We start from the raw sequence: 19,572 nt of genomic DNA, 5'->3' as shown, positions 1-19,572 counted from the left end.
TCTTGATTACATATAAAAAAGAGACATCCATTTCACAGAGGATGTCTCAATAATCTTCCAATCACGGAAACGGATTAATCGTCCAGCCTATAAAGAAGATGACAATGAGAAAGAAAATGAAATACAGGCTGATCAGTAATCCCCACAGTCCGAGTGGCCGGCTATGTTTCTTAAATAACGCAATGATTGCAAATAAGAAAGACAGGAACAGTAAAAGAGAAAATTGGTTTGATAGCGGCACATCGTAACCGGATAATATTGAAATATTAGCGATGGCCAATACAATTAAACCAATTACTACACTTAGCCATCCGACCCAACGGAAAATATCCTGTTTCAACGATTCCAATTCCATAATTTCACCTCTCCTACTTTCATAGCCCGGATCATGTCGGATCCTTGCAATGCTTCAATTTCATTCTTCGGACCCGTCACGACAACACCATATGTTTGGAAGCCATTGTTTTCAATGTAATTGATACGCTCTGGCAATTCCAAATTTTTGTGCGGGGATATTTCTTCTGCAATTGGCTCATACGGCACAAGCCCTTTCAGCATATCCAAAAATGTTTCTTCGTGCGATCTGGAACCTCTGAACGGAGACCAGTAAGTATTGTCCGGTTGTACCGGATAACCGATCGGGGAGACGAGTTCGCCATTTGCACTGATGAGGTCGTCCTCAACGCCTGTATAGATTGCAGCCCACGTAACATCCACGTTGTTCATAGCTTTTTCCACTTCGTCTACCGAGTATAATTTGCTAAGTGAAAGATAAGCTTCTACAACCGTTTCGTCTGGCAAGCCGGATAACACACGCCATTCTCGTTCACTGAAGAATTCCATCTGATTATTCGGATGAACGAGCCACTGGTTCGTCTGTGTTGGATTTTTTGGGTACACCTTCTCCAACTTAGAATCGATCTCTTTATTAACCAAATCATTTAAGACAAATTTTAAATCATATGTTTTAGCCGGGTACACTTCGCCACCGATCTGTTTATATTGTTGAAAACCGAGATCCATGGAGAACAAGGAGAAATCCATATCGAACTCCAACTCCTCTAACGTCGTGTTTGGCTCGGTAATATAAAGTGTATGGCTTGTGATATCCATTAAAGTTGTCGATTTCGTCCCGAAAGCATAGTAGAAAAACGTCATCATATAGCAAGTCGGAACGATAAGCAATGCAACGGTGATTGTCATAAGGACCATCCGCCATTTAGAAGAAGTGATCGCTTTTTTTACATTTCTCACTCCGTTTTTTGGTTCGAGAGTTTCCTTCTTTGCGTCATTGATCAATTTATCGTAGGAATCCATTAGTTCGCCTCCTCGGCTAATAGTACACGCAGTTTCTTTCGTCCACGTGACAGATGGCTTTTCAATGTGTTCAAATTCAAGTTCAAGATTTCTGCAGCCTGTTCATTTGTACAATCATGGACATCACATAACAGAATTGCCTGTTTTTCAATCTGCTTAATCCGATCCAAGTAAAGTAGTAACCTTTGGAAGGAGTCATTCTCCATTACGACTGTTTCAGGAGTCTTCAAGTCAATCATGTCGAAATCCTCTTTTGGGGCGACCTGTTTCTCTTTACGGTAGCGATCTATGTATGTATAATAGCCAACCTTGAAAAGCCAAGGCTTAATTTCTTTTATGTCGCTGGTTAGCAGGGCTATATATGCTTTCGTAAATGTCTCTTGCAACAAATCTTCTGCTTCTGCATGGTGTTTAGTCAGTGAAAATAAGTAACGGTATAAGTCATTCACATAAGTTATGTAGATCTCTTCAATCTCCATCCCTACCCACCTTTCACTGTATCCACGAGTGGCAATTCAAAATGGTTGCAAAGAACATCAAAAAATTGAACCCGCTCTATTAAACTAACAGATAATTGTTTCTTAATCCTCTTAACCAATCAACTATTAACTTAAACAGCTCACATTTTATAGGAATGTTTCTATGTATTATTAATCAAATATTCATACTAATCAAAAGGCGATAATGATAACATGGAAATGTATAGTTGACGAGGGGAAGTTGAACAGAAAAGGCTTTATGTACTTTTTGTTGAACTTATTGTACTAATGCGGAAGATTAGCGAAGAACACAATAAGGAGGGGAAATGATGGTAAGGATTTCAGCTAAATTGGAAGTTTTAGTAGGGATATTAACACTTTTAACAGGGTTACTTTATTTATTTCGAGTATTTGGTCCCACTGAATCTGAAGTTATTACATGGGGACTTTTAGCAGTAATTTTAGGTGGTGTTTTTGTTTTATTGAGTACTACCAAATTCCCAAATTTCATGAAAATGATTGTTGCATGTTTACTGGTGGTCATTCAAATTCCAGCCATAATTTTATGGGTATCATTTCATGGCAGCGGAATATCTGATGGCACACCAAAAAGTAATTTTGTAGCACATTGGATTTTCGCTTTTCCGCATATGATGATTGTAGTTTTAGGTATACTTTTAGTTTTTTCTCTAATCGACAGAAAAACAGAGAAATCATTAAACTAAGCACGACAGTCTATTTTAGTTAAGAAATTAAAATTCACACTTTTAAGGGAGGAAAGATTGTTGGTACAGAACACTTCAAATATATACAATCCACCAAAACATATCGTTTCAGCAGCAACTATTGTACTTAATGAGGAAAATGAACTTCTATTAATTAAGGGACCTTGGAGAGGTTGGGAAATGCCAGGCGGGCAGGTTGAGGAAGGGGAATCATTGAAAGATGCTGCAATCAGGGAAACTAAAGAGGAGACAGGTATTGATGTTGAGATTTTAAAATTTTGCGGGATATTTCAAAATGTAAGCAAATCAATTTGTAATACGTTGTTCTTAGCTAAGCCCATAGGAGGCGAATTGACCACGTCATCAGAGAGTTTAGAAGTAGGATTCTTTCCGATTGAGCAAGCATTAGAGATGGTAACTACATTGAATTTCAGACAAAGAATTGAATACTGTCTGGATGAAAGCTCTCATCCATTTTACATAGACTTTTGATTTTTTTACTTTTGATATTAGAATAAATAACTCTAAAAATCTTAATACAATAACAGGACTTTGTTCCATTATAGGATTAAGGTCCTTTTTTGTTGAATACTTTAACTAATGGCTTAAAGATATTTTTGTGAAAAAGACTAACAAAGGGGGTTTTTTTATGGTGTTAATTTTATTGATTTTGTACGGAATTATTACGGGGATTTTTATTTCAAAGAGAAAAATGAAAATTTCTCAAGCAGTCATACCAATGATGGCCTTTACAATTCTTTCAAGTGTTGCATTAGGCCAAAATTATACAGTTAGTTTAATTCCTGAAGCTAATGATGGGATAGGTATTTCTAATTTTTTTGCTGCATTTTTATTACCTGAAAACGGTTGGACTAGTGAGATGTTTTTAGCGAAATATGAATTATATTTGGGTATTTCAATTGCGTTAATTCTTTTATACTTCACACTTGTGATTGTAGATATGACAAACTCGAAAGTTAAAGCATAAGGGTCTTTATTATTGTGCTAGCATTGAGGGTAGGTTTAAGAAGACTTTTTACCGAACTAATAGGTAAAAAAGAAAGGCGGAAATATGAGTAAGATCATTAATTACTATAATCAATTTGATGAGTGGGGAAGACTTGAACGTGAACCTATTGAATTCCAAGTTAATTGGCATTATATAAAAAAATATATGCCCGAGAATGGCTGCATTCTTGATAATGGAGCTGGACCAGGAAAATACGCAATGGAACTTGCTAAAGACGGTTATAAGGTAACATTGACCGATTTAACGCCAAGATTAGTGGAAGTTGCAAAAAATAAAGCAAAAGAACTTGATATAGAAGGATGCTTTGAGGGATTTTATACAGCTGATGCCAGAGAACTTACTATGATTAAAGATGCACAATTCGACTCTTCATTAATGCTTGGTCCTATGTACCATTTACAGGAGGAAGATGACCGTATTAAAGCAGTTAAAGAGTTAAAAAGGGTGACAAAAAATGGAGGACTGGTTTTTGTTGCTTTTATGCCAAGAGTAAGGCACATACTGACATCACTTTTATTCCCCGAGAATTGGAGACCAAATGATAACTTGGACACAATAAACCAGTTTTCCAAAACAGGGTGCTTTAATCACGCAGAAGAAGGACGTTTTACAGGTGCGTATTATTTTAATATAGAAGACATTAATCCATTTATGGAATCACAAGGATTTGAAACATTAGACTTAATAGGATCTAATGTTGGTGCTATTTTAAACAATGACAGTTGGAATTACTGGAGAGGAAAAGGTGATGAGGAAGTAACAAAAATTATCAATTTACTAAAAGAAAAAGCTACAGACCCATACATACTTGGAATTTCATCTCACCTTCTTTACATCGGTAGGAAGAAGTGATTTTAGTATTTTCCTTGTTTAACTATAAGGGAGTTGAATCATTAAAGGATTTAGGCCCTTTATTGTTGAATCCTTTAGCTAAAGAGGCAGGATAATTTAAGCGAGAGTAAGAGGAGATTGAAATGCAGAAAGTTATCGAGAAACTAAAGGAAATTGAAACAGGGGAAATCGGAATAATTATTTATTCTAATTTTAAACAAGAGATAGTTTTGTCATTAAATAAAGAATTGATCGTCCCTTTAGCTTCTTCCGCTAAAGTTGCAATTGCATTTTGTATTGGGAAGTTCGTAGAGGAAAGACACTTTAAATGGAATGATCTTGTCAAAGATATTAGTTTTAACCCAAATGAAGATAGTAATCAGATATACCCTCACTTTCAAAATAGAGACGCCTTAACATTAGCAGAAGCCGTAGAAGTGATGATAGCCTGTCACGATAGTTACGTTGCTAATAGAATCGTTGAAATCTGTGGTGGTTGGAAAAGTATTGATAAAAAAATAAAATCATATTTCAGTAAAATTAATATTACTCAAAATCCAAGGGATCTTCATAACAACGGAGAAGTGAGCCAACTGTTAGAACTTTTGCGATTGATCTTTCAAGGATACAAAAATAATCCAGAACTATGGATTCCAATTATTAATGGTTTAGTTAGGCAAAGAGGTGAGGTCGAAGGAATACCGACCCAGTTCTTGAATCATATGACGGGTGGATTAGATAATGTTGTAGTTGATATTGGAATAATGGGAGAGTTCTCTCGAAATCCATTATTATACGTGTTGGGTGCAAAGAATTTACCTAATAGATATACAGACAAAGTGGCAGATGACAAAATTATTTATGCTCTAAAGTTACTGTATGATGAGTATTTGAAAGAACAAGGATAATTTCGAAGTCGATATTCAACTAATGTTGGTGTTGAACCCAAGAAGGAATTGATGTTCTTTTTGTTAATCTACGAAACACTAAAGAAGATTTAGAAAGGAACAGAAAATACATGATTACAAAGTACGTTAATTGGGGAGAAGCAAAAGTAAAATTAACTTGGAAACGTGAAAATCAACTCCCTCCAAGAGAACTTATAACGAGTGTTCATGGATTTTGTTTTAAAGATCATAATCTTTTATTAGTGAATTTAAATCATAGAGGTTGGGACTTCCCAGGGGGGCATATTGAGTTAGAAGAAAGCCCAGAAGAATGTTTTAAGCGTGAGGCATATGAGGAAGGATATGTTACAGGTAGTTGCTCATTTTTAGGGTATATAGAAGTTGACCACAATAATAACCCACTATGGGATGAAAATGGTCCTTACCCCAAAATAGGCTATCAATTATTTTATCGCATGGATATTAACCAATTGCATGAATTTAATGCCCAGTATGAGTCTGGAGAAAGAATTCTAATAAATCCCCATGAAGTAATAAGGTACTATCATGATTGGAATGAACTGTACCAAGAAATACTTGAATATGCGTTAAGGCAAAAATAATTCTCCTTCAACAACAGGGACGTTGATCTATTAAAGGATTAAGGTCCTTTTTTGTTGAATAGTTTATTTAATGCAATAGGGCGTCCAACAAGTATTTAAGTCCTTAGGGAGAAATAAATAACACTATTAAAAAGTACTGTATTTAGAAATTGAGATAATAAAGGGAGTTAGTAAAGTATGAAACCATTACAAGGGAAGATTGCTGTTGTTACAGGTGCATCCCGCGGAGCTGGTAGAGGAATAGCTTTCGAACTAGGCAGTGCAGGAGCGACGGTGTATGTGACTGGCCGAAGTGTAAAGGGAGCTACAACTGATAATAGGCCAGAAACCATTGAGAAAACTGCTGATGGTGTTACTTCACGAGGAGGTAAAGGCATCGCGATACAATGTGACCATACAAGCGAAAGTGATGTAAAAAAACTATTTGAGCAAATTGAACGGAAACACGGTCGGATTGATATTTTAGTCAATAGTGTATTTGGCGGCTCCGAAAGTTCTTTGCCTTCAGGAGATGGACGGCGTTTTTGGGAGCGCCCATTGGAACATTGGAATGCTATGATGGTCGCTGGTCCGAAAGCTTATTTGCTGACTACTCGTTATGCAGTACCTCTAATGACCAAACACCGTAAAGGGGTAATTGTAAATATCACTTTCTTTATCAAAGACAAAATCTCAAGTAATTTATATTATGATTTGGCAATGAATGCTATCAATCGAATGACATTAGGGATGGCAAAGGAATTAAAAGACTATAATGTTTCAGCCATTGCTGTTTGTCCGGGTTGGATGAGGACAGAAAGAGTTATAGATTCAGGTTTCGGTCCAGAGGATGGAGCTACGGAAACAACAGCGTATGTAGGTCGTGCAATTGTTGCATTGGCCACAGACTCCACTATTTCAAAGTTTTCTGGTCAATCAATAATGGTGGCTGAACTAGCAAGAAAATATGGATTTACAGATGTAGATGGAACTCAACCTTTGCCGTTTGAATAACCCAGTTCTAAAAAAAAATTGTGAAATAGTGCATTTAAAATAACTCCTCAATTTAATCGAAAAGGTTCAAGCTCTAAGAAGCTGTGCTGTTAAACGCCTTTTAAACTATCAAATACTATTACTAAACAAGGAGGGGAAAAGATGAAAATTATGCAACAATGGACTCAAGAGGATACTGATTATATAAAGAAGAAAGTAATTGAGCATAATCTTAAGAATGTTCCTGAAGAAGTAAAACATCCAGTGAAAAACGTAAGTTTTATACTTAGAGATGAAAAAGAAAACATTTTAGGTGGAATAACTGGAACAATATTTTGGTATCACTTACATATAGATTTCTTATGGGTTGATGAAACCTTAAGGGGTAAAGGTTATGGAGAACAGTTATTACGAAGCATAGAGGAAATCGCCATGACCAATAAATGTAGATTAATTCAACTGGATACCTTTAGTTTCCAAGCACCAAAATTCTATCAAAAGTATGGTTATGAAGTAGTTGGAATAGTTGAGGAACATCCTACAAGAGAACATCAACAATATTATCTCCTAAAGAGATTGACTAATTAGTGTTCCACATATAAAGGCGTAGATCCATTAAAGGATTTACGCCCTTTTTGTTGAATAGTTTAATTTAACAGAACAGTGTGGCATTTAGTTAAATACTTTACTCATAAGAGAAGGGGGCGTGCATGATTAGCCAAGTCGAAAAGCAAGTAATTGATATTGACACTACTCCGGGTAAGAGAAAGTTTGATATGGAGAGGATGAACGAATGGACGAAGGAAGAGTGGGAAGCATGGGTCGGTACACCGGAAGACCATCAAGGTATTCAAATTGACCTTCTCGATGAACATGATTTTTACATTAGAATCTCAGGTATTGGCCTCCATGAGCCTACGAGGGAAACGATCGTATGGTTTGACGTGGAAAACAGAAAAGATACCGATATTCAAGTAAGGTTTAAGTGGATCCAAACTGATCAGATTAAGATGAACGTTGAATATGCACCTCCAGTAATTCTTGAAGCTGGATCAACTGTAAAGGATGTTGAAGTCCGAGTTCCTGATGAGAATTTAGGTAACTGGATACATGGAGAATTCCAGGTATTTGAAAATGAAACTAATCATTGTATAAGGGATATTGTCTTTAATATAAAGATTTATCATGACTAATGAAAAGGGGGTGTTGATCCGGGAAGGGATTGATGCCCTTTTTGTAGAAGTTGTAAAGCAAAAGAGGAAGTTTAGTGAAAGAACTATCACAATTTTAAACCTGAAAAATTAGGAGTGATTAGTTATGACACTTAAATGGTTGTGGATATTGGTGATTGCGTTTAGTGTTTTAGAATGGGTTTCCCTTCCATTCATAGCAGCATTTACGGAAAAGCTGTACCAAGTAGTGGACGCTATATTCATTATTGCTTTTATAATTTACCCAATTTTTTACTTCATTTCTTTATTGCTATTACAAAAGGAGATTAGAAAAGTGGGTGCAGTAATCTTACTTATTCCGCTAATCATATATGCACCTTTGTTAATAAGTCTGCAACCATTGATTAAGTAAGTGTATTACATATTGATTTTGCTACGGGGGTACATATGAAAACTCATTATTATTTAGGATGGTTTAACAATTCTTTTCCAGAGAAACTGAGCAAGGTGTTACAGGAGGATATAAAACAAAGAAAGTTGCTCGTTATGATCAGCTCGAATCCATTTCATTATGAAAATGTTGGTTCTGCTGAACGCTCGTGGCTCGACCAGGCTGGCATTACGTTTGAAGAATATCGTTTAATTAATTAACGAGTGCAGAAGGATGATGCCCAAAAAATGATTCAAAATGCTTCAGTCATTTTCTTGTTGGGTGGAGATACGATTAAACAAAATGAGTTTTTGGTTGAATATGAATTATCGGATTCGATTAAAGGTAGCAATGGCGTTGTAATCGGGGCAAGCGCTGGTGCCATCAACATGTCAGCTAAATGGTTATGCTCAAAAAACTTTGGATATGAAGTTGAAATCAGCACTGTTTACGATGGAATCGGTCTGGATAATTTCTCCGTCCTGTCTCATTTTGATCTTGAAAATAATATGGCGATGGTTCAAAGCGAACTATCTTTCCTATCGGAAGAGATGGATGTTTATGCTTCGAACAAAGATTGCGCTGTACGTGTAAAGGGGGACAAAATCGATATTTTTGGAGATGTTTATTTAATTTCTCACTCAAAGATGCAGAAATTGGATGAGACGATCTAATAACACTTAATAAAAAGGGGAAGAAAAATGAAATTCTATGTAGCATCAAGTTTTAGTAATAGAGAAGCTGTAAATCACGTTGCCAATCATTTGAAAAAAAGAGGCCATATTCAAACCTATGATTGGACAATAAACGCAAAAGCAAAGGAAGAACAAACTTTTACATTCGATGACTAAAGAGATATAGGTCAAAAAGAGAAGAATGCGGTAATAGAATCGGACTTTGTTGTGATTATATTACCAGGAGGGAAAGGTACTCATATTGAATTCGGTATTGCATTAGGACAAAGCAAAAGAATTTTCATTTATTCACCAGGTGGGGAAATCAATAATTTTGAAACAACCAGTACATTTTATCATTTGCCTGAAATTGAAAAATGCTTTGGTACCGTAAATGAATTGATGGATACTATAGATTCAAAAATAGGCTTATTAAACTAATGGGGCGTTTATCCGAAAAGGGAGACAACCCCCTATTGTTTAGCTTATTGGGCAAAAGAGGAAGTATGGTTGAACAAGTAATTTCGTTATCAATACAAACTTTTATAATTGGAGAGGTGAGAATATGAGATTAGTTGTGAGTAGAGAATTAGGCGAGCAACTGGAAGATTCGGAAATAGAAACGTTAAGTTCTAGACTCAATGAAATTCAAAAAATAAATGGGAACTCAATGGGTGTAGAGATTCAAAAGTTTGGACATGCAACAGCATTTTCAGTGAAAAACATACCAGGTCCATCATTCAATACGGTTAAAGGGTTAAAAGGTACTGATGTAAAACAAATTAATAAAATAATAGAATTTTACAGGCAAAAGGAAATACCTGTACGATTTGAATTGACTCCGGCTCATACCTCTTCAGAATTACTTACCAGCCTAAGTGATGCTGGTTATTATCATAATGATTTCCATTCCACTCTTTATGCTCCACTTTCAAATGATTTAAGCGAAAGTCATGATTTAAATGAATCAAGGATCACAATTCGTAAGTTGAAAAGAAACGAATTTGATACGTATGCGGAAATATACATAAGAGGATTCCAAATGCCAGCTTTCTTAAAGAGCGGAGTAGCACAAAACAATGAAATACTTTATAACGTAAAAAATTGGACGTTTTATTTAGCAAGCTATGAAAATGAACCTGCTGGAATAGCTGCTTTGTTTATAAAAGATCGAATAGCTAATTTAGCTGTTGCTGCTACCTTACCGGATTTTAGAAATAAAGGGATCCAACGTGCATTAATAAATCATCGTATACACCAAGCAAAGTTGCAAAAGTGTGACTTAATTGTGGGGCAAGCAAAATTCGGCTCAATTAGTCAAAACAATATGGAAAGAGCGGGAATGAGTATAGCTTATACAAAGGCAATATGGATTGAAAAGTAAGTTCATGATCTCAGTAAACTTGTGGAGTTGATCTGATAAGGATTTTTCTTTATTAACAAAAGGGAGCAGCTTTTGTACAAGAAGAATATTGAGATTCGAAAATATAATTAGGAATTGGCCTTTTGGAGAATACTACTGCCTGAGACTCCAATAAGAATTGAGGAGAGCAAACTGGACTATCTAATTCGTTTTTCAATGGTCCTGCTCCTGCTTTCTTGTTATTCAACTGCAAGTATGGCTAACGAAATAAAGCATAATCATGATAGCAAAACGATTTCTGAAATACAGAAAGAAGTTATTTTTTAGTTTTTACGCCAAATAGAATTCTGAGGTTTACTAAGTAAAGTAAGGTATATTATATTATTGAATAGTTTCTCTTTAAGGACATGAAAAGTAGGTGAACAAAGTGGGAAAATATCAATTGGATTCCAAAGGTAAGGTAGCTGTGACAAAGTTTCATGAAAAACAGACGCCTTCCAAGTTTGATAAAAAGCAGCATCTTGAAAAAATACGTGCGGAGTATTTGAAAAAGAAGCAAAAACAAAATGAAACGGATTAATATTGAAGCAACCGTTTAAAGAACTAACAGTGGATTTGTGTTAGTCAATATTTTGATGTTTTTTGACGCCAAACAAGTAGTTTGGCTTTTTTTATTACCCTATTTGGGCAACAAAATGAAATGGCAAGGAAAATTTCTCTCTTTAAAATACGTGGATAGAGGGTATATATATAAGGTGATTTCTTTTAGGGAATACTGCAATTGACCGAAAAAGAGAGGAGTTTACTATGAATAGTAAATATCAGCCGTTATTCGAAGGTTATAAATTACCTTCAGGTGTTGAACTGAAGAACAGGCTATTAATGGCACCTATGACACACTCCTCTTCCAATAAGGATGGAAGTGTTTCTACTCAGGAGTTGTCCTATTATCGGGAGCGTTCTGCAGGAGTGGGTGCTGTCATTACTGCTTGCGCTTATGTGCAGCCAAGTGGCAAAGGGTTCAAGAATGCATTTGGGGCAGATGAGGACCAGCTTGTACCTGGTTTAAGCGAGCTGGCAATGACCATTCAAGATCAAGGAGCCAAGGCGATTCTACAAATTTTCCATGCCGGCAGAATGGCCATTCCTGATTTGTTGCCAGATCGGCAGCCGATTAGTGCAAGTGCGGTAGCTTCTGAACGTGAAGGTGCAGTAACTCCTCGGGAGATGACGGAGGATGAAATTGAAGAAACAATCATAGCTTTTGGTGAAGCGACAAGAAGGGCAATTGAAGCGGGATACGATGGAGTCGAAATTCACGGGGCGAACACGTATCTGATTCAGCAATTCTTTTCACCACACTCCAATCGGAGAACGGACAAATGGGGTGGGAGCGTTGAAAAGCGGATGTCGTTTCCATTGGCAGTCATTGATGAAGTGAAAAAGGCGGTTAAGGAGTATGCTGAAAATCCATTCATTGTCGGATACCGACTATCTCCTGAAGAACGTGAAAATCCGGGTATTACAATGGATGACACATTGCAACTTGTCGATGTATTAGCCAAACAGGGACTTGACTATGTTCACGTCTCCATGAGGGACTTCTTTGATGGATCGATGAGGGATCAAGACGATGAAGAGTCACGTGTAGTACTGGTTAAAGAGAGAGTCGGGGATCGTGTGCCTGTAATTGGCGTCGGTGACATTTTGACACCAGATGCTGCGATGAAAGCCTTTGAAACTGGTGTGCCGTTGCTTGCATTAGGACATGCATTGATCATGGAACCTCAGTGGGTCCAAAAGGTGAAGGATGGTCGGGAAGACGAGATACGAACAACATTATCTAAAACTGCTCAGACAGAACTTGTGTTGCCTGACCCGCTATGGATTAGTATTACACGTACTCCAGGGTGGTTCCCGGTAGTGGATTGAAATAAAAATGGAGATGCACTTTTGCATCTCCATTTTTATTTGGCATAATATAGAGTCCATTTTAACTTTGACGTATGACGGTTGATTGAAAATCCCCACCATGAATTTGAGTAAACATCTGCCCTGCTGCATTCAAAAGCTCTTTCGCTTCGTTTTCCTGCATGGAGGGACGCAGGAAGAATATTTCCATTGCCTCGGTCGTATGTTCTGTGACGGCTGTTCTTGCAGAATCAACGAATGGACTTCCGAAAGGTCCTTGATCATCATGCAGGGTCAAGATTCCTTTTAAAGAATTAAAGCGACCATTCAATCCTTCATATCCCGTATTCTCATCTCCGACTTGTAGCTGTACGTTTCCTTTAAGCTTATGTACATCGTAAATTCCAACAGGAATCTGATATTCCAAAGAGAAGAAGTTGTTCAGATCCACAGCCGAGTGGAACGGTTGCAAATAATTCTCCTTGGACACTCGTCTCATCAGTGCTTCCGCAGAATGGCGATAGCGGTTCGGATCAGCCCCAAACTGTTTCCAAACTTGCCGCCACTCCTTAATGCCTTCCTGTTCATTGACCGGCTTGTCCTGAAGTTCGAAAAAGAGCTGCTCTTGGAACAACTGTAAGCGACCTTTCAACATTTGGGGAGATTCTGATACCGTTATTTTGGTATAATGGATCATGCCCAATTTTAAATCTGGGTTGATGTCAAATAGATTTTTGTCTATCTCGATATTCATAGCTCCATCACCTACACACATTTTTGTATAGTTTACCATAGAAGGAGGGAACGGAATGAATGTGAAGGAGTTTCAGGAAGAGTTAATCGCCTTCGCTTCCGAAATCGGCATTGATAAGATCGGTTTCACTTCTGCTTCCCCGTTCAACGAATTGAAGAACCGGCTCGTCCGTCAACGGGAGCTTGGCTATCAGTCCGGTTTTGAAGAAAAGGACCTGGACAAACGCACACAGCCAAAGCTCTTAATGGATGAAGCGGAAAGCATCATTGCGATTGCAATCGCTTATCCATCCAAAATGGAGAACGCTCCTACAGGGAAGAAGGGTAGCCGACGAGGCATTTTCGCCCGAGCGTCTTGGGGTGAAGATTACCATACCGTGTTGCGGGACCGCCTCCGCCAGTTGGAAGAATTCATTCTTTTCCATGTTCCAGACGCGAAAGTGCGGTCGATGGTCGATACGGGAGAGCTGGTGGACCGTGCAGTGGCCGAAAGAGCCGGAATCGGTTGGTCCGGGAAGAATTGTTCGATCATCACGCCCGAATTCGGTTCGTATGTATATTTGGGTGAAATGATTACGAATATCCCGTTCGAGCCGGATACGCCGTTTGAGGATGAATGCGGAGACTGCCGTCTATGCTTGGATGTCTGCCCGACAGGGGCTTTAGTCGAAGGTGGGCAACTGAATGCACAGCGTTGTATCGCTTTTCTCACACAGACGAAAACCTCGTTGCCGGATGAGTTCAGGACGAAAATCGGTAACCGTGTGTATGGCTGCGATACGTGCCAAACCGTTTGTCCGAAAAATAAAGGGAAGTTGAATCTTCATCATCCGGAATTCCAACCGGATCCTGAAATCGCGAAGCCATTGCTGCAGCCGTTTCTGCAAATGTCCAACCGTGAATTCAAAGAGAAGTTTGGACGAATTTCCGGGTCATGGCGAGGCAAAAAGCCGATTCAACGGAATGCAATATTGGCTTTAGCACATTTTAAGGAAGAGGCGGCTGTGCCGGAATTGATTGATCTGTTGAAAAAAGATGAGCGGCCGGTCATTCGAGGAACTGCCGCTTGGGCAATCGGGAAAATCGGAAGTGAAGAAGGAAGGCTTGCATTGATCGAGGCAATGCAAAAAGAACAGGACGAAGAAGTGATCTTGGAAATTAAAAAGGGACTCCAATTCGTCGAAGAAAAAGGAATCAGCTAAGGAAGTGTAAGAATGCCAATACATGTCGTTTTATATCAACCATTAATCCCATCGAATACGGGGAATATATCAAGGACTTGTGCGGGGACATTTGCGAAACTGCATCTGATCAAGCCACTCGGATTTTCAACTGACGACAAGATGTTAAAGCGGGCAGGTCTTGATTATTGGGAGAATGTCGATTTGACTTACCATGAAAATCTCGAGGAATTCTTCGCTGCGTATCCGGATGGCGAATTTTATTACATTACTAAGCACGGAGAGAAAACCTTTTCGGATTATGACTTTTCCGATTCGGAGAAAGATATTTTCTTTGTTTTCGGGAAGGAAACGACGGGTTTGCCACCGGAGTTGCTTGAGGCAAACAAAGAGAACTGTCTACGGATTCCGATGAACGAGCATATCCGTTCATTGAACTTGTCAAACACAGCGGCAATCCTGATCTATGAGGCGCTCCGCCAACAGAATTATCCGAAGTTAATCTAAAGAAAACGGGACATAGCCGTAATGGCCAGTCCCGTTTTTTGGTCTTATTTCTTTTCTGGTGCGCCGACTTTGTCTTCATAACCTGCACAGAAGATGGAAGTCAAGAAGGCTACGGCAACGCCGCAAACAAGAAGTGTACCCATCTGAAAAAACCTCCTATTATGCGTATGATAATAGTATACCTCATTTCAACTGGGAAATGAAAGGATGTTCCTGAACGGTTTATGTCGAAAAATGAAACTTTTCCGTTGGACAACCGTATTACAGACAGGCAAAAGATATAAGGGAAGGCGATGTAAGATGAGAATTTCAACAGGAATGAAATGGCTGACAGGCCTTTGCGAAGTGGTATTGGGAATTCCCTTTATAGGCGCTTCCATCATTATAGGGTCAGGATGGTCGGCGTTAGGTGTCATGTTAATTCTTCATGCGATTACACTAATTTTATCCATCCGGGATATGGAAGGAAAAGGCGGTCCTATTTTAGGACTTGTGACAAGCGTAGTAGGTTTGATTCCGTTTGTCGGGATGGTCTTACACTGGATTACATCCATTACCTTGCTCATATCAGCATACCGGGAAACCACTCACTGATTTAAAAATAAATACCTTTATCAAATGAATTCAGTTTACAGACAAAAAGCATCTCGAATGGAGACATTCGAGATGCTTTTTTCAGTAAATCATATTGGAAAGTCTGTGATATCTCAGGTTCAATCCGAACGCGATATCAATGAGGTAAAAAGATCAGTTGATAAATAAACAATACAGCAAAGATGTATAGGAGCGGGTGGACAGAACGCCACTCTCCCTTCACGATCTTCAGTACTGGATATGAGATGAATCCTAATGCAATCCCTGTTGCAATGCTTGAAGTTAGTGGCATCGTCAAGATCACTAAAAATGCAGGGAACGCTTCATCAATTGAATCCCACTCAATTTGCTTTACAGCGCCAATCATTAGACTTCCTACAATGATCAGTACCGGAGCAGTAATCGCTGCAACGCCTGACAGTGCACTGACAAATGGGCTGAAGAAGGAAGCGATGATGAATAAAATCGCTACGGTGACAGTAGTTAAACCAGTCCGCCCGCCTGCGGCAACACCTGCAGAAGACTCGATGTATGCGGAGGTTGGGCTTGTACCAAACATCGCACCTGCAGTGGTCGCGACAGAATCAGCGAGAAGCGCTTGACGGACACGGGGCATCTTATTGTCTTTAATTAGCCCAGCTTGCTTGGCGACGCCGATCATCGTACCCGTTGTGTCGAACATCGTGACTAATAGGAATGATAAAACGACACCCCATAATCCATAGTTAATAATGTCTTGAATGGCCAACGCTGGATTCCAAGTCATGATCCCTTCCGGGAGATGTGGCATTTTCATAATGTTTTCTTCAAACTTCAAATGCCCTGTAAAGAAGGCGGCCACAGCTGTGATAATCATTCCAAAGAATATCGCGCCGTGGATATTGCGGACCATTAAGATTAATGTAACTAATAGCCCGAACAACGTTAGAAGAGTATTCGGTTCTGCCAGATTTCCAAGTTTTACAATATTGCTGTCTTCAGAATATACGATGATTCCGGCCATCCTTAGGCCAATGAAAGCGATGAAAAGTCCAATACCCGCAGTAATAGCATGTTTCAAGTTTTCAGGAATCGCTTCAATTAGCTTTTCCCGGAACGGTGTTAAGGAAAGAATGACAAAGATGATCCCGGCTATGAAAACTGCAGAAAAAGCAATCATATAATCGATGGCTCCATCTGAAGCGCCAACTACTGCATACGCAAAATAAGCGTTCAATCCCATTCCGGGAGCAATAGCAATTGGATAGTTTGCAAATAGGGCCATCCACAATGTACCGATGACGGTTGAAATGATGGTAGCCATAAAGACTTGATCGAATGGAACGCCAGCATCACTCAAAATGATAGGATTGACAATTATTACGTAAGCCATAGTTAGGAATGTCGTGATTCCGGCTAACACTTCTGTTTTGACTGTTGTTTGATGTTCTTTCAGTTTAAACATTGGTAATCTCCCCTTTAAATACGAACAATTAACACAACGTTTTATATATTATTCGTATTTTGATAAAAAATCAAGAGTTAGAATCAACTAATTAGTAATATTCCCAACTCATCGGTAAAATAATGATACGGAAATGAAAGGAGAGATTCGTTTGACACTACTTATACAATCTACAAAAAAGTTAAGTAATGGAGTAGAGATGCCGCGCTTCGGTTTAGGGGTATATAAAATGACCGAAAAGGAAGAGGCATTCAATGCAATGGTAACAGCCATTAAGTCAGGATATCAGGCGATTGATACGGCTGCTGTTTATCAAAATGAAGAGGAAGTGGGAGAAGCGGTACGGGCATCTGGCACACTGCGAAAAGAACTTTTCATTACCTCAAAAGTGTGGAATACCGATCAGGGCTATGACGAGACGCTTCGTGCATTTGAAACGACATTAAATAAATTGAAATTCGACTATCTCGATTTGTATTTGACCCATTGGCCGCATCCTGAAAAATTCGTCGATACATACAGAGCGATTGAGCGGTTGTATGATGAAAAACTGATCCGTGCAGCTGGGGTTTCGAATCACCACCAACATCATTTGGAAAAGCTCTTCGCAACGGCAAATGTGAAACCGATGGTCAACCAGATTGAACTTCATCCGAACTTATGCCAAGTGAGCCTTCGCGAGTTCTGTGCGGAAAATGATATTGCTGTTACTTCCTGGTCACCATTGGCGAGAGGACGACTGCTTGACGACCAGACATTGAAGGGAATAGCGGAGAAATATGGAAAAACGACGGCGCAAGTCATCATTCGCTGGCATTTACAGCATGACTTGATCGTCATCCCGAAATCCGTGACACCGGAGCGAATCAAAGAAAATGCGAATGTCTTCGACTTTGAACTGACTGCTGAGGATATGGCAAACATCGATTCATTGAATAAAAACGAGCGGACTGGTACAGATCCCGATAAGATGTTTTCATAAGGACAACAACTGAACTATTATGAGGTGATTGACCGTCAAATTGTTAAATCTTTAACAGTTTGACGGTTTTCCTTTTAGAAAGAATGAAACATTTTGGGCAAAATGGTGTCTAATTGGTAAAAGGGGTAGGGGAGGAGCTCTGTTGCAAAAGATAGCGATCATAATCATGAGTTTGTTGTTATTGTCTGCTTGTAATGAGGGGAAATCACAATCCTTGGAAGAGTTTTATAAAGATGCTTCTATTGAGAATGTTGACAAAGTGATCATTCAGGATGGATCAACAGGTGAGTCAATCGAAATTACTGAGGAAGTGCAAATTACCGAATTCCTTTTGTTGATTAATGAGATCTATTTTACTCCTCAGGAAAATCAGGAAGGAAGAGTTGGATGGCGATATGGCATTACACTTTTTGATGGTCCGAAAAAATTCCAATTTACATTAAGCCAAATTGAGGATACTTATTACGATTCAACCCCGGATATCTATCCGATTGTAGATGCCTACTATAAAAAGCAAGAAAATGATTGAACAAATCTATTGAAAAATAGGAAGGGGGCATTTTTTTGAAGTTTAAACATTTTAGTATACTTTTTGTCCTATCGCTAATTCTTTCTGCTTGTAATACTAATACAACAACAGAGCCACAGGATCGATTAGGAGAAATCTATAGCGCAGCATTGGACTCCATTATGGAAATGGATGAAGGATTAAATGGTGAGATGGAATATATAGCAATTGATATGAGCAATTTCGATGGAATAGATGAACAAAATAAAAAAGTGATTTTTAGCTACTTTGAAGAAAAATACAACGTTGAAGTAATGGATACTACTCTCGATCAACTGAAAGAAAAGGGATTATTTCATACAGACACGATGAGTTTGGATGGTGTACTTTTAAGGATAGATAAGTTAGTGGTCTTATCCAACAATACAGTCCCTTTTGAAGGATCTAAATTCCGATCAGCTTTGGGGGGAGTTGGAGTTGAAGGTATAGTAAAGTATGAAGAGAATAAATGGAAAGCAAAAGAAGTGAAAATGATGTGGATTAGTTAGTTTTGAAAAGGGTTAGAAAGTTCCTCCTCTGGCGTTAGTCCTTAAAAAGGAATAGCGTCTTTTTTGTTGAATACTATATTTAAGAACAAATTGTTGTTTTAAGAAACGCTATAATTATTAGTAATACTATATTTGAATCAGTTGAAGTTGGGGGAGTTGTAGAGTATGAGTTTAATTGAGCGACGTTTGGAAGAGTTGGGGTTGGAGTTGCCTGAAGCTGCTGCACCTTTATATCACTATGTTCCTGTTATGATTCATCAAGGGGTGGCGTATGTAAGCGGACAGGTACCAAGGATCAATGGCGGAATACCGTATCCAGGCAAAGTAGGAGAGGGCGTAACGGTTGAGCAGGCACGAGAACTTGCTGAGTTCTGTGTGCTAAAAGGTCTTAGTAATTTAAAAGCTGCAATCGGTAGCCTTGATCAATTGGAGCAAGTATTAAAAGTGACAGGCTATGTTCAAACTGCACCAGGTTTCAATCAACCTTCCAAAGTCCTGGATGCTGCATCTGAATTACTTGAGAAAATTTTCGGAGAGAAGGGACGCCATGCTCGTACGGCAATTGGAGCAGCAGAACTTCCAGACAATACCCCGGTTGAAATCGACTTTATCATTGCAGTGAAATAGGAGGCTTCTGAACA

Annotated in this window: 29 protein-coding genes; 24 read left to right on the top strand and 5 right to left on the bottom strand. The window is 38.7% G+C overall.

Going from position 1 to position 19,572, the window contains the following annotated elements:
- Positions 1-61: 61 nt before the first annotated feature.
- From ACFOZY_RS14415 to ACFOZY_RS14405, 3 genes are read right to left on the bottom strand one after another with little or no spacing between them, the layout of a single operon-like run.
- Positions 62-355 (bottom strand): hypothetical protein, encoded by a 294-nt coding sequence (locus ACFOZY_RS14415; RefSeq protein ID WP_378156748.1) that lies wholly within the window; start codon positions 353-355, stop codon positions 62-64.
- Positions 337-1,317: an anti-sigma factor gene (locus ACFOZY_RS14410; protein WP_378156746.1), complete on the bottom strand. Its 981-nt coding sequence runs from the start codon at positions 1,315-1,317 to the stop codon at positions 337-339. The genes ACFOZY_RS14415 and ACFOZY_RS14410 overlap by 19 nt, the downstream gene beginning before the upstream one ends.
- Positions 1,317-1,796, bottom strand: a complete 480-nt coding sequence (locus tag ACFOZY_RS14405) for a sigma-70 family RNA polymerase sigma factor (RefSeq protein ID WP_378156744.1) — start codon at positions 1,794-1,796, stop codon at positions 1,317-1,319. Before ACFOZY_RS14405 ends, ACFOZY_RS14410 begins: the two co-directional genes overlap by 1 nt.
- A 326-nt stretch (positions 1,797-2,122) precedes the next feature.
- Between ACFOZY_RS14405 and ACFOZY_RS14400 the strand changes: the two genes are divergently transcribed.
- The 17 genes from ACFOZY_RS14400 to ACFOZY_RS14320 all read left to right on the top strand — a co-directional run bounded on the left by ACFOZY_RS14400 (position 2,123) and on the right by ACFOZY_RS14320 (position 12,435).
- Entirely contained in the window at positions 2,123-2,521 is a 399-nt protein-coding gene (locus ACFOZY_RS14400) for a hypothetical protein (protein WP_378156742.1), read from the top strand.
- A gap of 60 nt (positions 2,522-2,581) precedes the next feature.
- Positions 2,582-3,013: an NUDIX hydrolase gene (locus ACFOZY_RS14395; RefSeq protein WP_378156740.1), complete on the top strand. Its 432-nt coding sequence runs from the start codon at positions 2,582-2,584 to the stop codon at positions 3,011-3,013.
- A gap of 157 nt (positions 3,014-3,170) precedes the next feature.
- Positions 3,171-3,509 (top strand): hypothetical protein, encoded by a 339-nt coding sequence (locus tag ACFOZY_RS14390; RefSeq protein WP_378156738.1) that lies wholly within the window; start codon positions 3,171-3,173, stop codon positions 3,507-3,509.
- A gap of 84 nt (positions 3,510-3,593) precedes the next feature.
- Positions 3,594-4,403 (top strand): class I SAM-dependent methyltransferase, encoded by an 810-nt coding sequence (locus tag ACFOZY_RS14385; RefSeq protein WP_378156736.1) that lies wholly within the window; start codon positions 3,594-3,596, stop codon positions 4,401-4,403.
- Positions 4,404-4,525: 122 nt separating this feature from the next.
- Complete coding sequence (locus tag ACFOZY_RS14380; protein WP_378156734.1) at positions 4,526-5,290, top strand: serine hydrolase; 765 nt, start codon at positions 4,526-4,528, stop codon at positions 5,288-5,290.
- A 110-nt stretch (positions 5,291-5,400) separates the two neighbouring features.
- Entirely contained in the window at positions 5,401-5,892 is a 492-nt protein-coding gene (locus ACFOZY_RS14375; protein WP_378156732.1) for an NUDIX hydrolase, read from the top strand.
- 177 nt (positions 5,893-6,069) lie between these two features.
- Positions 6,070-6,885, top strand: a complete 816-nt coding sequence (locus tag ACFOZY_RS14370; protein WP_378156730.1) for an SDR family NAD(P)-dependent oxidoreductase — start codon at positions 6,070-6,072, stop codon at positions 6,883-6,885.
- Between the two features lie 141 nt (positions 6,886-7,026).
- Complete coding sequence (locus tag ACFOZY_RS14365; RefSeq protein WP_378156728.1) at positions 7,027-7,452, top strand: GNAT family N-acetyltransferase; 426 nt, start codon at positions 7,027-7,029, stop codon at positions 7,450-7,452.
- 122 nt (positions 7,453-7,574) lie between these two features.
- Positions 7,575-8,057 carry a hypothetical protein gene (locus ACFOZY_RS14360; protein ID WP_378156726.1) on the top strand — a complete coding sequence of 161 codons (483 nt, stop codon included), beginning with the start codon at positions 7,575-7,577 and terminating at the stop codon, positions 8,055-8,057.
- Positions 8,058-8,181: 124 nt separating this feature from the next.
- A complete protein-coding gene (locus ACFOZY_RS14355) occupies positions 8,182-8,448 on the top strand; it encodes a hypothetical protein (protein ID WP_378156724.1) in 267 nt (88 codons plus the stop codon).
- 35 nt (positions 8,449-8,483) lie between these two features.
- Positions 8,484-8,687, top strand: a complete 204-nt coding sequence (locus ACFOZY_RS14350; RefSeq protein WP_378156722.1) for a hypothetical protein — start codon at positions 8,484-8,486, stop codon at positions 8,685-8,687.
- Between the two features lie 3 nt (positions 8,688-8,690).
- Entirely contained in the window at positions 8,691-9,140 is a 450-nt protein-coding gene (locus ACFOZY_RS14345; RefSeq protein ID WP_378156720.1) for a Type 1 glutamine amidotransferase-like domain-containing protein, read from the top strand.
- Between the two features lie 27 nt (positions 9,141-9,167).
- The gene (locus ACFOZY_RS14340; protein ID WP_378156717.1) at positions 9,168-9,317 is read left to right on the top strand and encodes a hypothetical protein; all 150 of its coding nucleotides are present in this window, start codon (positions 9,168-9,170) and stop codon (positions 9,315-9,317) included.
- 51 nt (positions 9,318-9,368) lie between these two features.
- On the top strand, positions 9,369-9,581 hold the full coding sequence (locus ACFOZY_RS14335; RefSeq protein WP_378156715.1) for a hypothetical protein: 213 nt from the start codon (positions 9,369-9,371) through the stop codon (positions 9,579-9,581).
- 124 nt (positions 9,582-9,705) lie between these two features.
- Positions 9,706-10,524, top strand: coding sequence for a GNAT family N-acetyltransferase (locus ACFOZY_RS14330; protein ID WP_378156713.1), 819 nt, complete (start codon positions 9,706-9,708; stop codon positions 10,522-10,524).
- Between the two features lie 406 nt (positions 10,525-10,930).
- Positions 10,931-11,083, top strand: coding sequence for a hypothetical protein (locus ACFOZY_RS14325; RefSeq protein ID WP_378156711.1), 153 nt, complete (start codon positions 10,931-10,933; stop codon positions 11,081-11,083).
- 227 nt (positions 11,084-11,310) lie between these two features.
- A complete protein-coding gene (locus ACFOZY_RS14320; RefSeq protein WP_378156709.1) occupies positions 11,311-12,435 on the top strand; it encodes an NADH-dependent flavin oxidoreductase in 1,125 nt (374 codons plus the stop codon).
- A 61-nt stretch (positions 12,436-12,496) separates the two neighbouring features.
- Here ACFOZY_RS14320 and ACFOZY_RS14315 read toward each other — a convergent pair whose 3' ends face one another.
- Positions 12,497-13,168, bottom strand: a complete 672-nt coding sequence (locus ACFOZY_RS14315; protein ID WP_378156707.1) for a B3/B4 domain-containing protein — start codon at positions 13,166-13,168, stop codon at positions 12,497-12,499.
- Between the two features lie 55 nt (positions 13,169-13,223).
- Between ACFOZY_RS14315 and queG the strand changes: the two genes are divergently transcribed.
- From queG to ACFOZY_RS14300, 3 genes are all read left to right on the top strand, one after another.
- Positions 13,224-14,369 (top strand): tRNA epoxyqueuosine(34) reductase QueG, encoded by a 1,146-nt coding sequence (gene queG, locus ACFOZY_RS14310; protein WP_378156705.1) that lies wholly within the window; start codon positions 13,224-13,226, stop codon positions 14,367-14,369.
- A 12-nt stretch (positions 14,370-14,381) separates the two neighbouring features.
- Positions 14,382-14,855, top strand: coding sequence for a tRNA (uridine(34)/cytosine(34)/5-carboxymethylaminomethyluridine(34)-2'-O)-methyltransferase TrmL (gene trmL, locus ACFOZY_RS14305; protein ID WP_378156703.1), 474 nt, complete (start codon positions 14,382-14,384; stop codon positions 14,853-14,855).
- Between the two features lie 300 nt (positions 14,856-15,155).
- Positions 15,156-15,449 carry a hypothetical protein gene (locus ACFOZY_RS14300; protein ID WP_378156701.1) on the top strand — a complete coding sequence of 98 codons (294 nt, stop codon included), beginning with the start codon at positions 15,156-15,158 and terminating at the stop codon, positions 15,447-15,449.
- A gap of 136 nt (positions 15,450-15,585) precedes the next feature.
- Here ACFOZY_RS14300 and ACFOZY_RS14295 read toward each other — a convergent pair whose 3' ends face one another.
- The gene (locus tag ACFOZY_RS14295) at positions 15,586-16,893 is read right to left on the bottom strand and encodes an NCS2 family permease (RefSeq protein ID WP_378156699.1); all 1,308 of its coding nucleotides are present in this window, start codon (positions 16,891-16,893) and stop codon (positions 15,586-15,588) included.
- 133 nt (positions 16,894-17,026) lie between these two features.
- On the opposite strand from ACFOZY_RS14295, the gene ACFOZY_RS14290 reads away from it, so the two are divergent.
- From ACFOZY_RS14290 to ACFOZY_RS14275, 4 genes are all read left to right on the top strand, one after another.
- The gene (locus tag ACFOZY_RS14290; protein ID WP_378156697.1) at positions 17,027-17,875 is read left to right on the top strand and encodes an aldo/keto reductase; all 849 of its coding nucleotides are present in this window, start codon (positions 17,027-17,029) and stop codon (positions 17,873-17,875) included.
- A gap of 142 nt (positions 17,876-18,017) precedes the next feature.
- The gene (locus tag ACFOZY_RS14285) at positions 18,018-18,404 is read left to right on the top strand and encodes a hypothetical protein (RefSeq protein WP_378156695.1); all 387 of its coding nucleotides are present in this window, start codon (positions 18,018-18,020) and stop codon (positions 18,402-18,404) included.
- A 35-nt stretch (positions 18,405-18,439) separates the two neighbouring features.
- Entirely contained in the window at positions 18,440-18,931 is a 492-nt protein-coding gene (locus ACFOZY_RS14280; protein ID WP_378156693.1) for a hypothetical protein, read from the top strand.
- A 165-nt stretch (positions 18,932-19,096) separates the two neighbouring features.
- Positions 19,097-19,558 carry a RidA family protein gene (locus ACFOZY_RS14275; protein WP_378156690.1) on the top strand — a complete coding sequence of 154 codons (462 nt, stop codon included), beginning with the start codon at positions 19,097-19,099 and terminating at the stop codon, positions 19,556-19,558.
- Positions 19,559-19,572 lie beyond the last annotated feature (14 nt).

The sequence above is a fragment of the Chungangia koreensis genome (assembly GCF_042651785.1).
GTDB lineage: Bacteria > Bacillota > Bacilli > Bacillales_A > Planococcaceae > Chungangia > Chungangia koreensis.
The sequence above is the reverse complement of the archived record's forward strand: the minus strand, read 5'-3'. Positions and strand labels throughout refer to the sequence as shown.

Excerpts from the sequence above, each read along its gene's own strand:
- ACFOZY_RS14290 (WP_378156697.1), top strand. The coding sequence starts at position 17,027 with ATGAAAGGAGAGATTCGTTTGACACTACTTATACAATCTACAAAAAAG.
- trmL (WP_378156703.1), top strand. The coding sequence starts at position 14,382 with ATGCCAATACATGTCGTTTTATATCAACCATTAATCCCATCGAATACG.
- ACFOZY_RS14385 (WP_378156736.1), top strand. The coding sequence starts at position 3,594 with ATGAGTAAGATCATTAATTACTATAATCAATTTGATGAGTGGGGAAGA.
- ACFOZY_RS14380 (WP_378156734.1), top strand. The coding sequence starts at position 4,526 with ATGCAGAAAGTTATCGAGAAACTAAAGGAAATTGAAACAGGGGAAATC.
- queG (WP_378156705.1), top strand. The coding sequence starts at position 13,224 with ATGAATGTGAAGGAGTTTCAGGAAGAGTTAATCGCCTTCGCTTCCGAA.
- ACFOZY_RS14400 (WP_378156742.1), top strand. The coding sequence starts at position 2,123 with ATGATGGTAAGGATTTCAGCTAAATTGGAAGTTTTAGTAGGGATATTA.
- ACFOZY_RS14415 (WP_378156748.1), bottom strand. The coding sequence starts at position 355 with ATGGAATTGGAATCGTTGAAACAGGATATTTTCCGTTGGGTCGGATGG.
- ACFOZY_RS14410 (WP_378156746.1), bottom strand. The coding sequence starts at position 1,317 with ATGGATTCCTACGATAAATTGATCAATGACGCAAAGAAGGAAACTCTC.
- ACFOZY_RS14355 (WP_378156724.1), top strand. The coding sequence starts at position 8,182 with ATGACACTTAAATGGTTGTGGATATTGGTGATTGCGTTTAGTGTTTTA.
- ACFOZY_RS14360 (WP_378156726.1), top strand. The coding sequence starts at position 7,575 with ATGATTAGCCAAGTCGAAAAGCAAGTAATTGATATTGACACTACTCCG.
- ACFOZY_RS14320 (WP_378156709.1), top strand. The coding sequence starts at position 11,311 with ATGAATAGTAAATATCAGCCGTTATTCGAAGGTTATAAATTACCTTCA.
- ACFOZY_RS14370 (WP_378156730.1), top strand. The coding sequence starts at position 6,070 with ATGAAACCATTACAAGGGAAGATTGCTGTTGTTACAGGTGCATCCCGC.
- ACFOZY_RS14390 (WP_378156738.1), top strand. The coding sequence starts at position 3,171 with ATGGTGTTAATTTTATTGATTTTGTACGGAATTATTACGGGGATTTTT.
- ACFOZY_RS14295 (WP_378156699.1), bottom strand. The coding sequence starts at position 16,893 with ATGTTTAAACTGAAAGAACATCAAACAACAGTCAAAACAGAAGTGTTA.
- ACFOZY_RS14340 (WP_378156717.1), top strand. The coding sequence starts at position 9,168 with ATGAAATTCTATGTAGCATCAAGTTTTAGTAATAGAGAAGCTGTAAAT.
- ACFOZY_RS14405 (WP_378156744.1), bottom strand. The coding sequence starts at position 1,796 with ATGGAGATTGAAGAGATCTACATAACTTATGTGAATGACTTATACCGT.
- ACFOZY_RS14330 (WP_378156713.1), top strand. The coding sequence starts at position 9,706 with ATGAGATTAGTTGTGAGTAGAGAATTAGGCGAGCAACTGGAAGATTCG.
- ACFOZY_RS14275 (WP_378156690.1), top strand. The coding sequence starts at position 19,097 with ATGAGTTTAATTGAGCGACGTTTGGAAGAGTTGGGGTTGGAGTTGCCT.
- ACFOZY_RS14375 (WP_378156732.1), top strand. The coding sequence starts at position 5,401 with ATGATTACAAAGTACGTTAATTGGGGAGAAGCAAAAGTAAAATTAACT.
- ACFOZY_RS14365 (WP_378156728.1), top strand. The coding sequence starts at position 7,027 with ATGAAAATTATGCAACAATGGACTCAAGAGGATACTGATTATATAAAG.
- ACFOZY_RS14315 (WP_378156707.1), bottom strand. The coding sequence starts at position 13,168 with ATGAATATCGAGATAGACAAAAATCTATTTGACATCAACCCAGATTTA.
- ACFOZY_RS14300 (WP_378156701.1), top strand. The coding sequence starts at position 15,156 with ATGAGAATTTCAACAGGAATGAAATGGCTGACAGGCCTTTGCGAAGTG.
- ACFOZY_RS14350 (WP_378156722.1), top strand. The coding sequence starts at position 8,484 with ATGAAAACTCATTATTATTTAGGATGGTTTAACAATTCTTTTCCAGAG.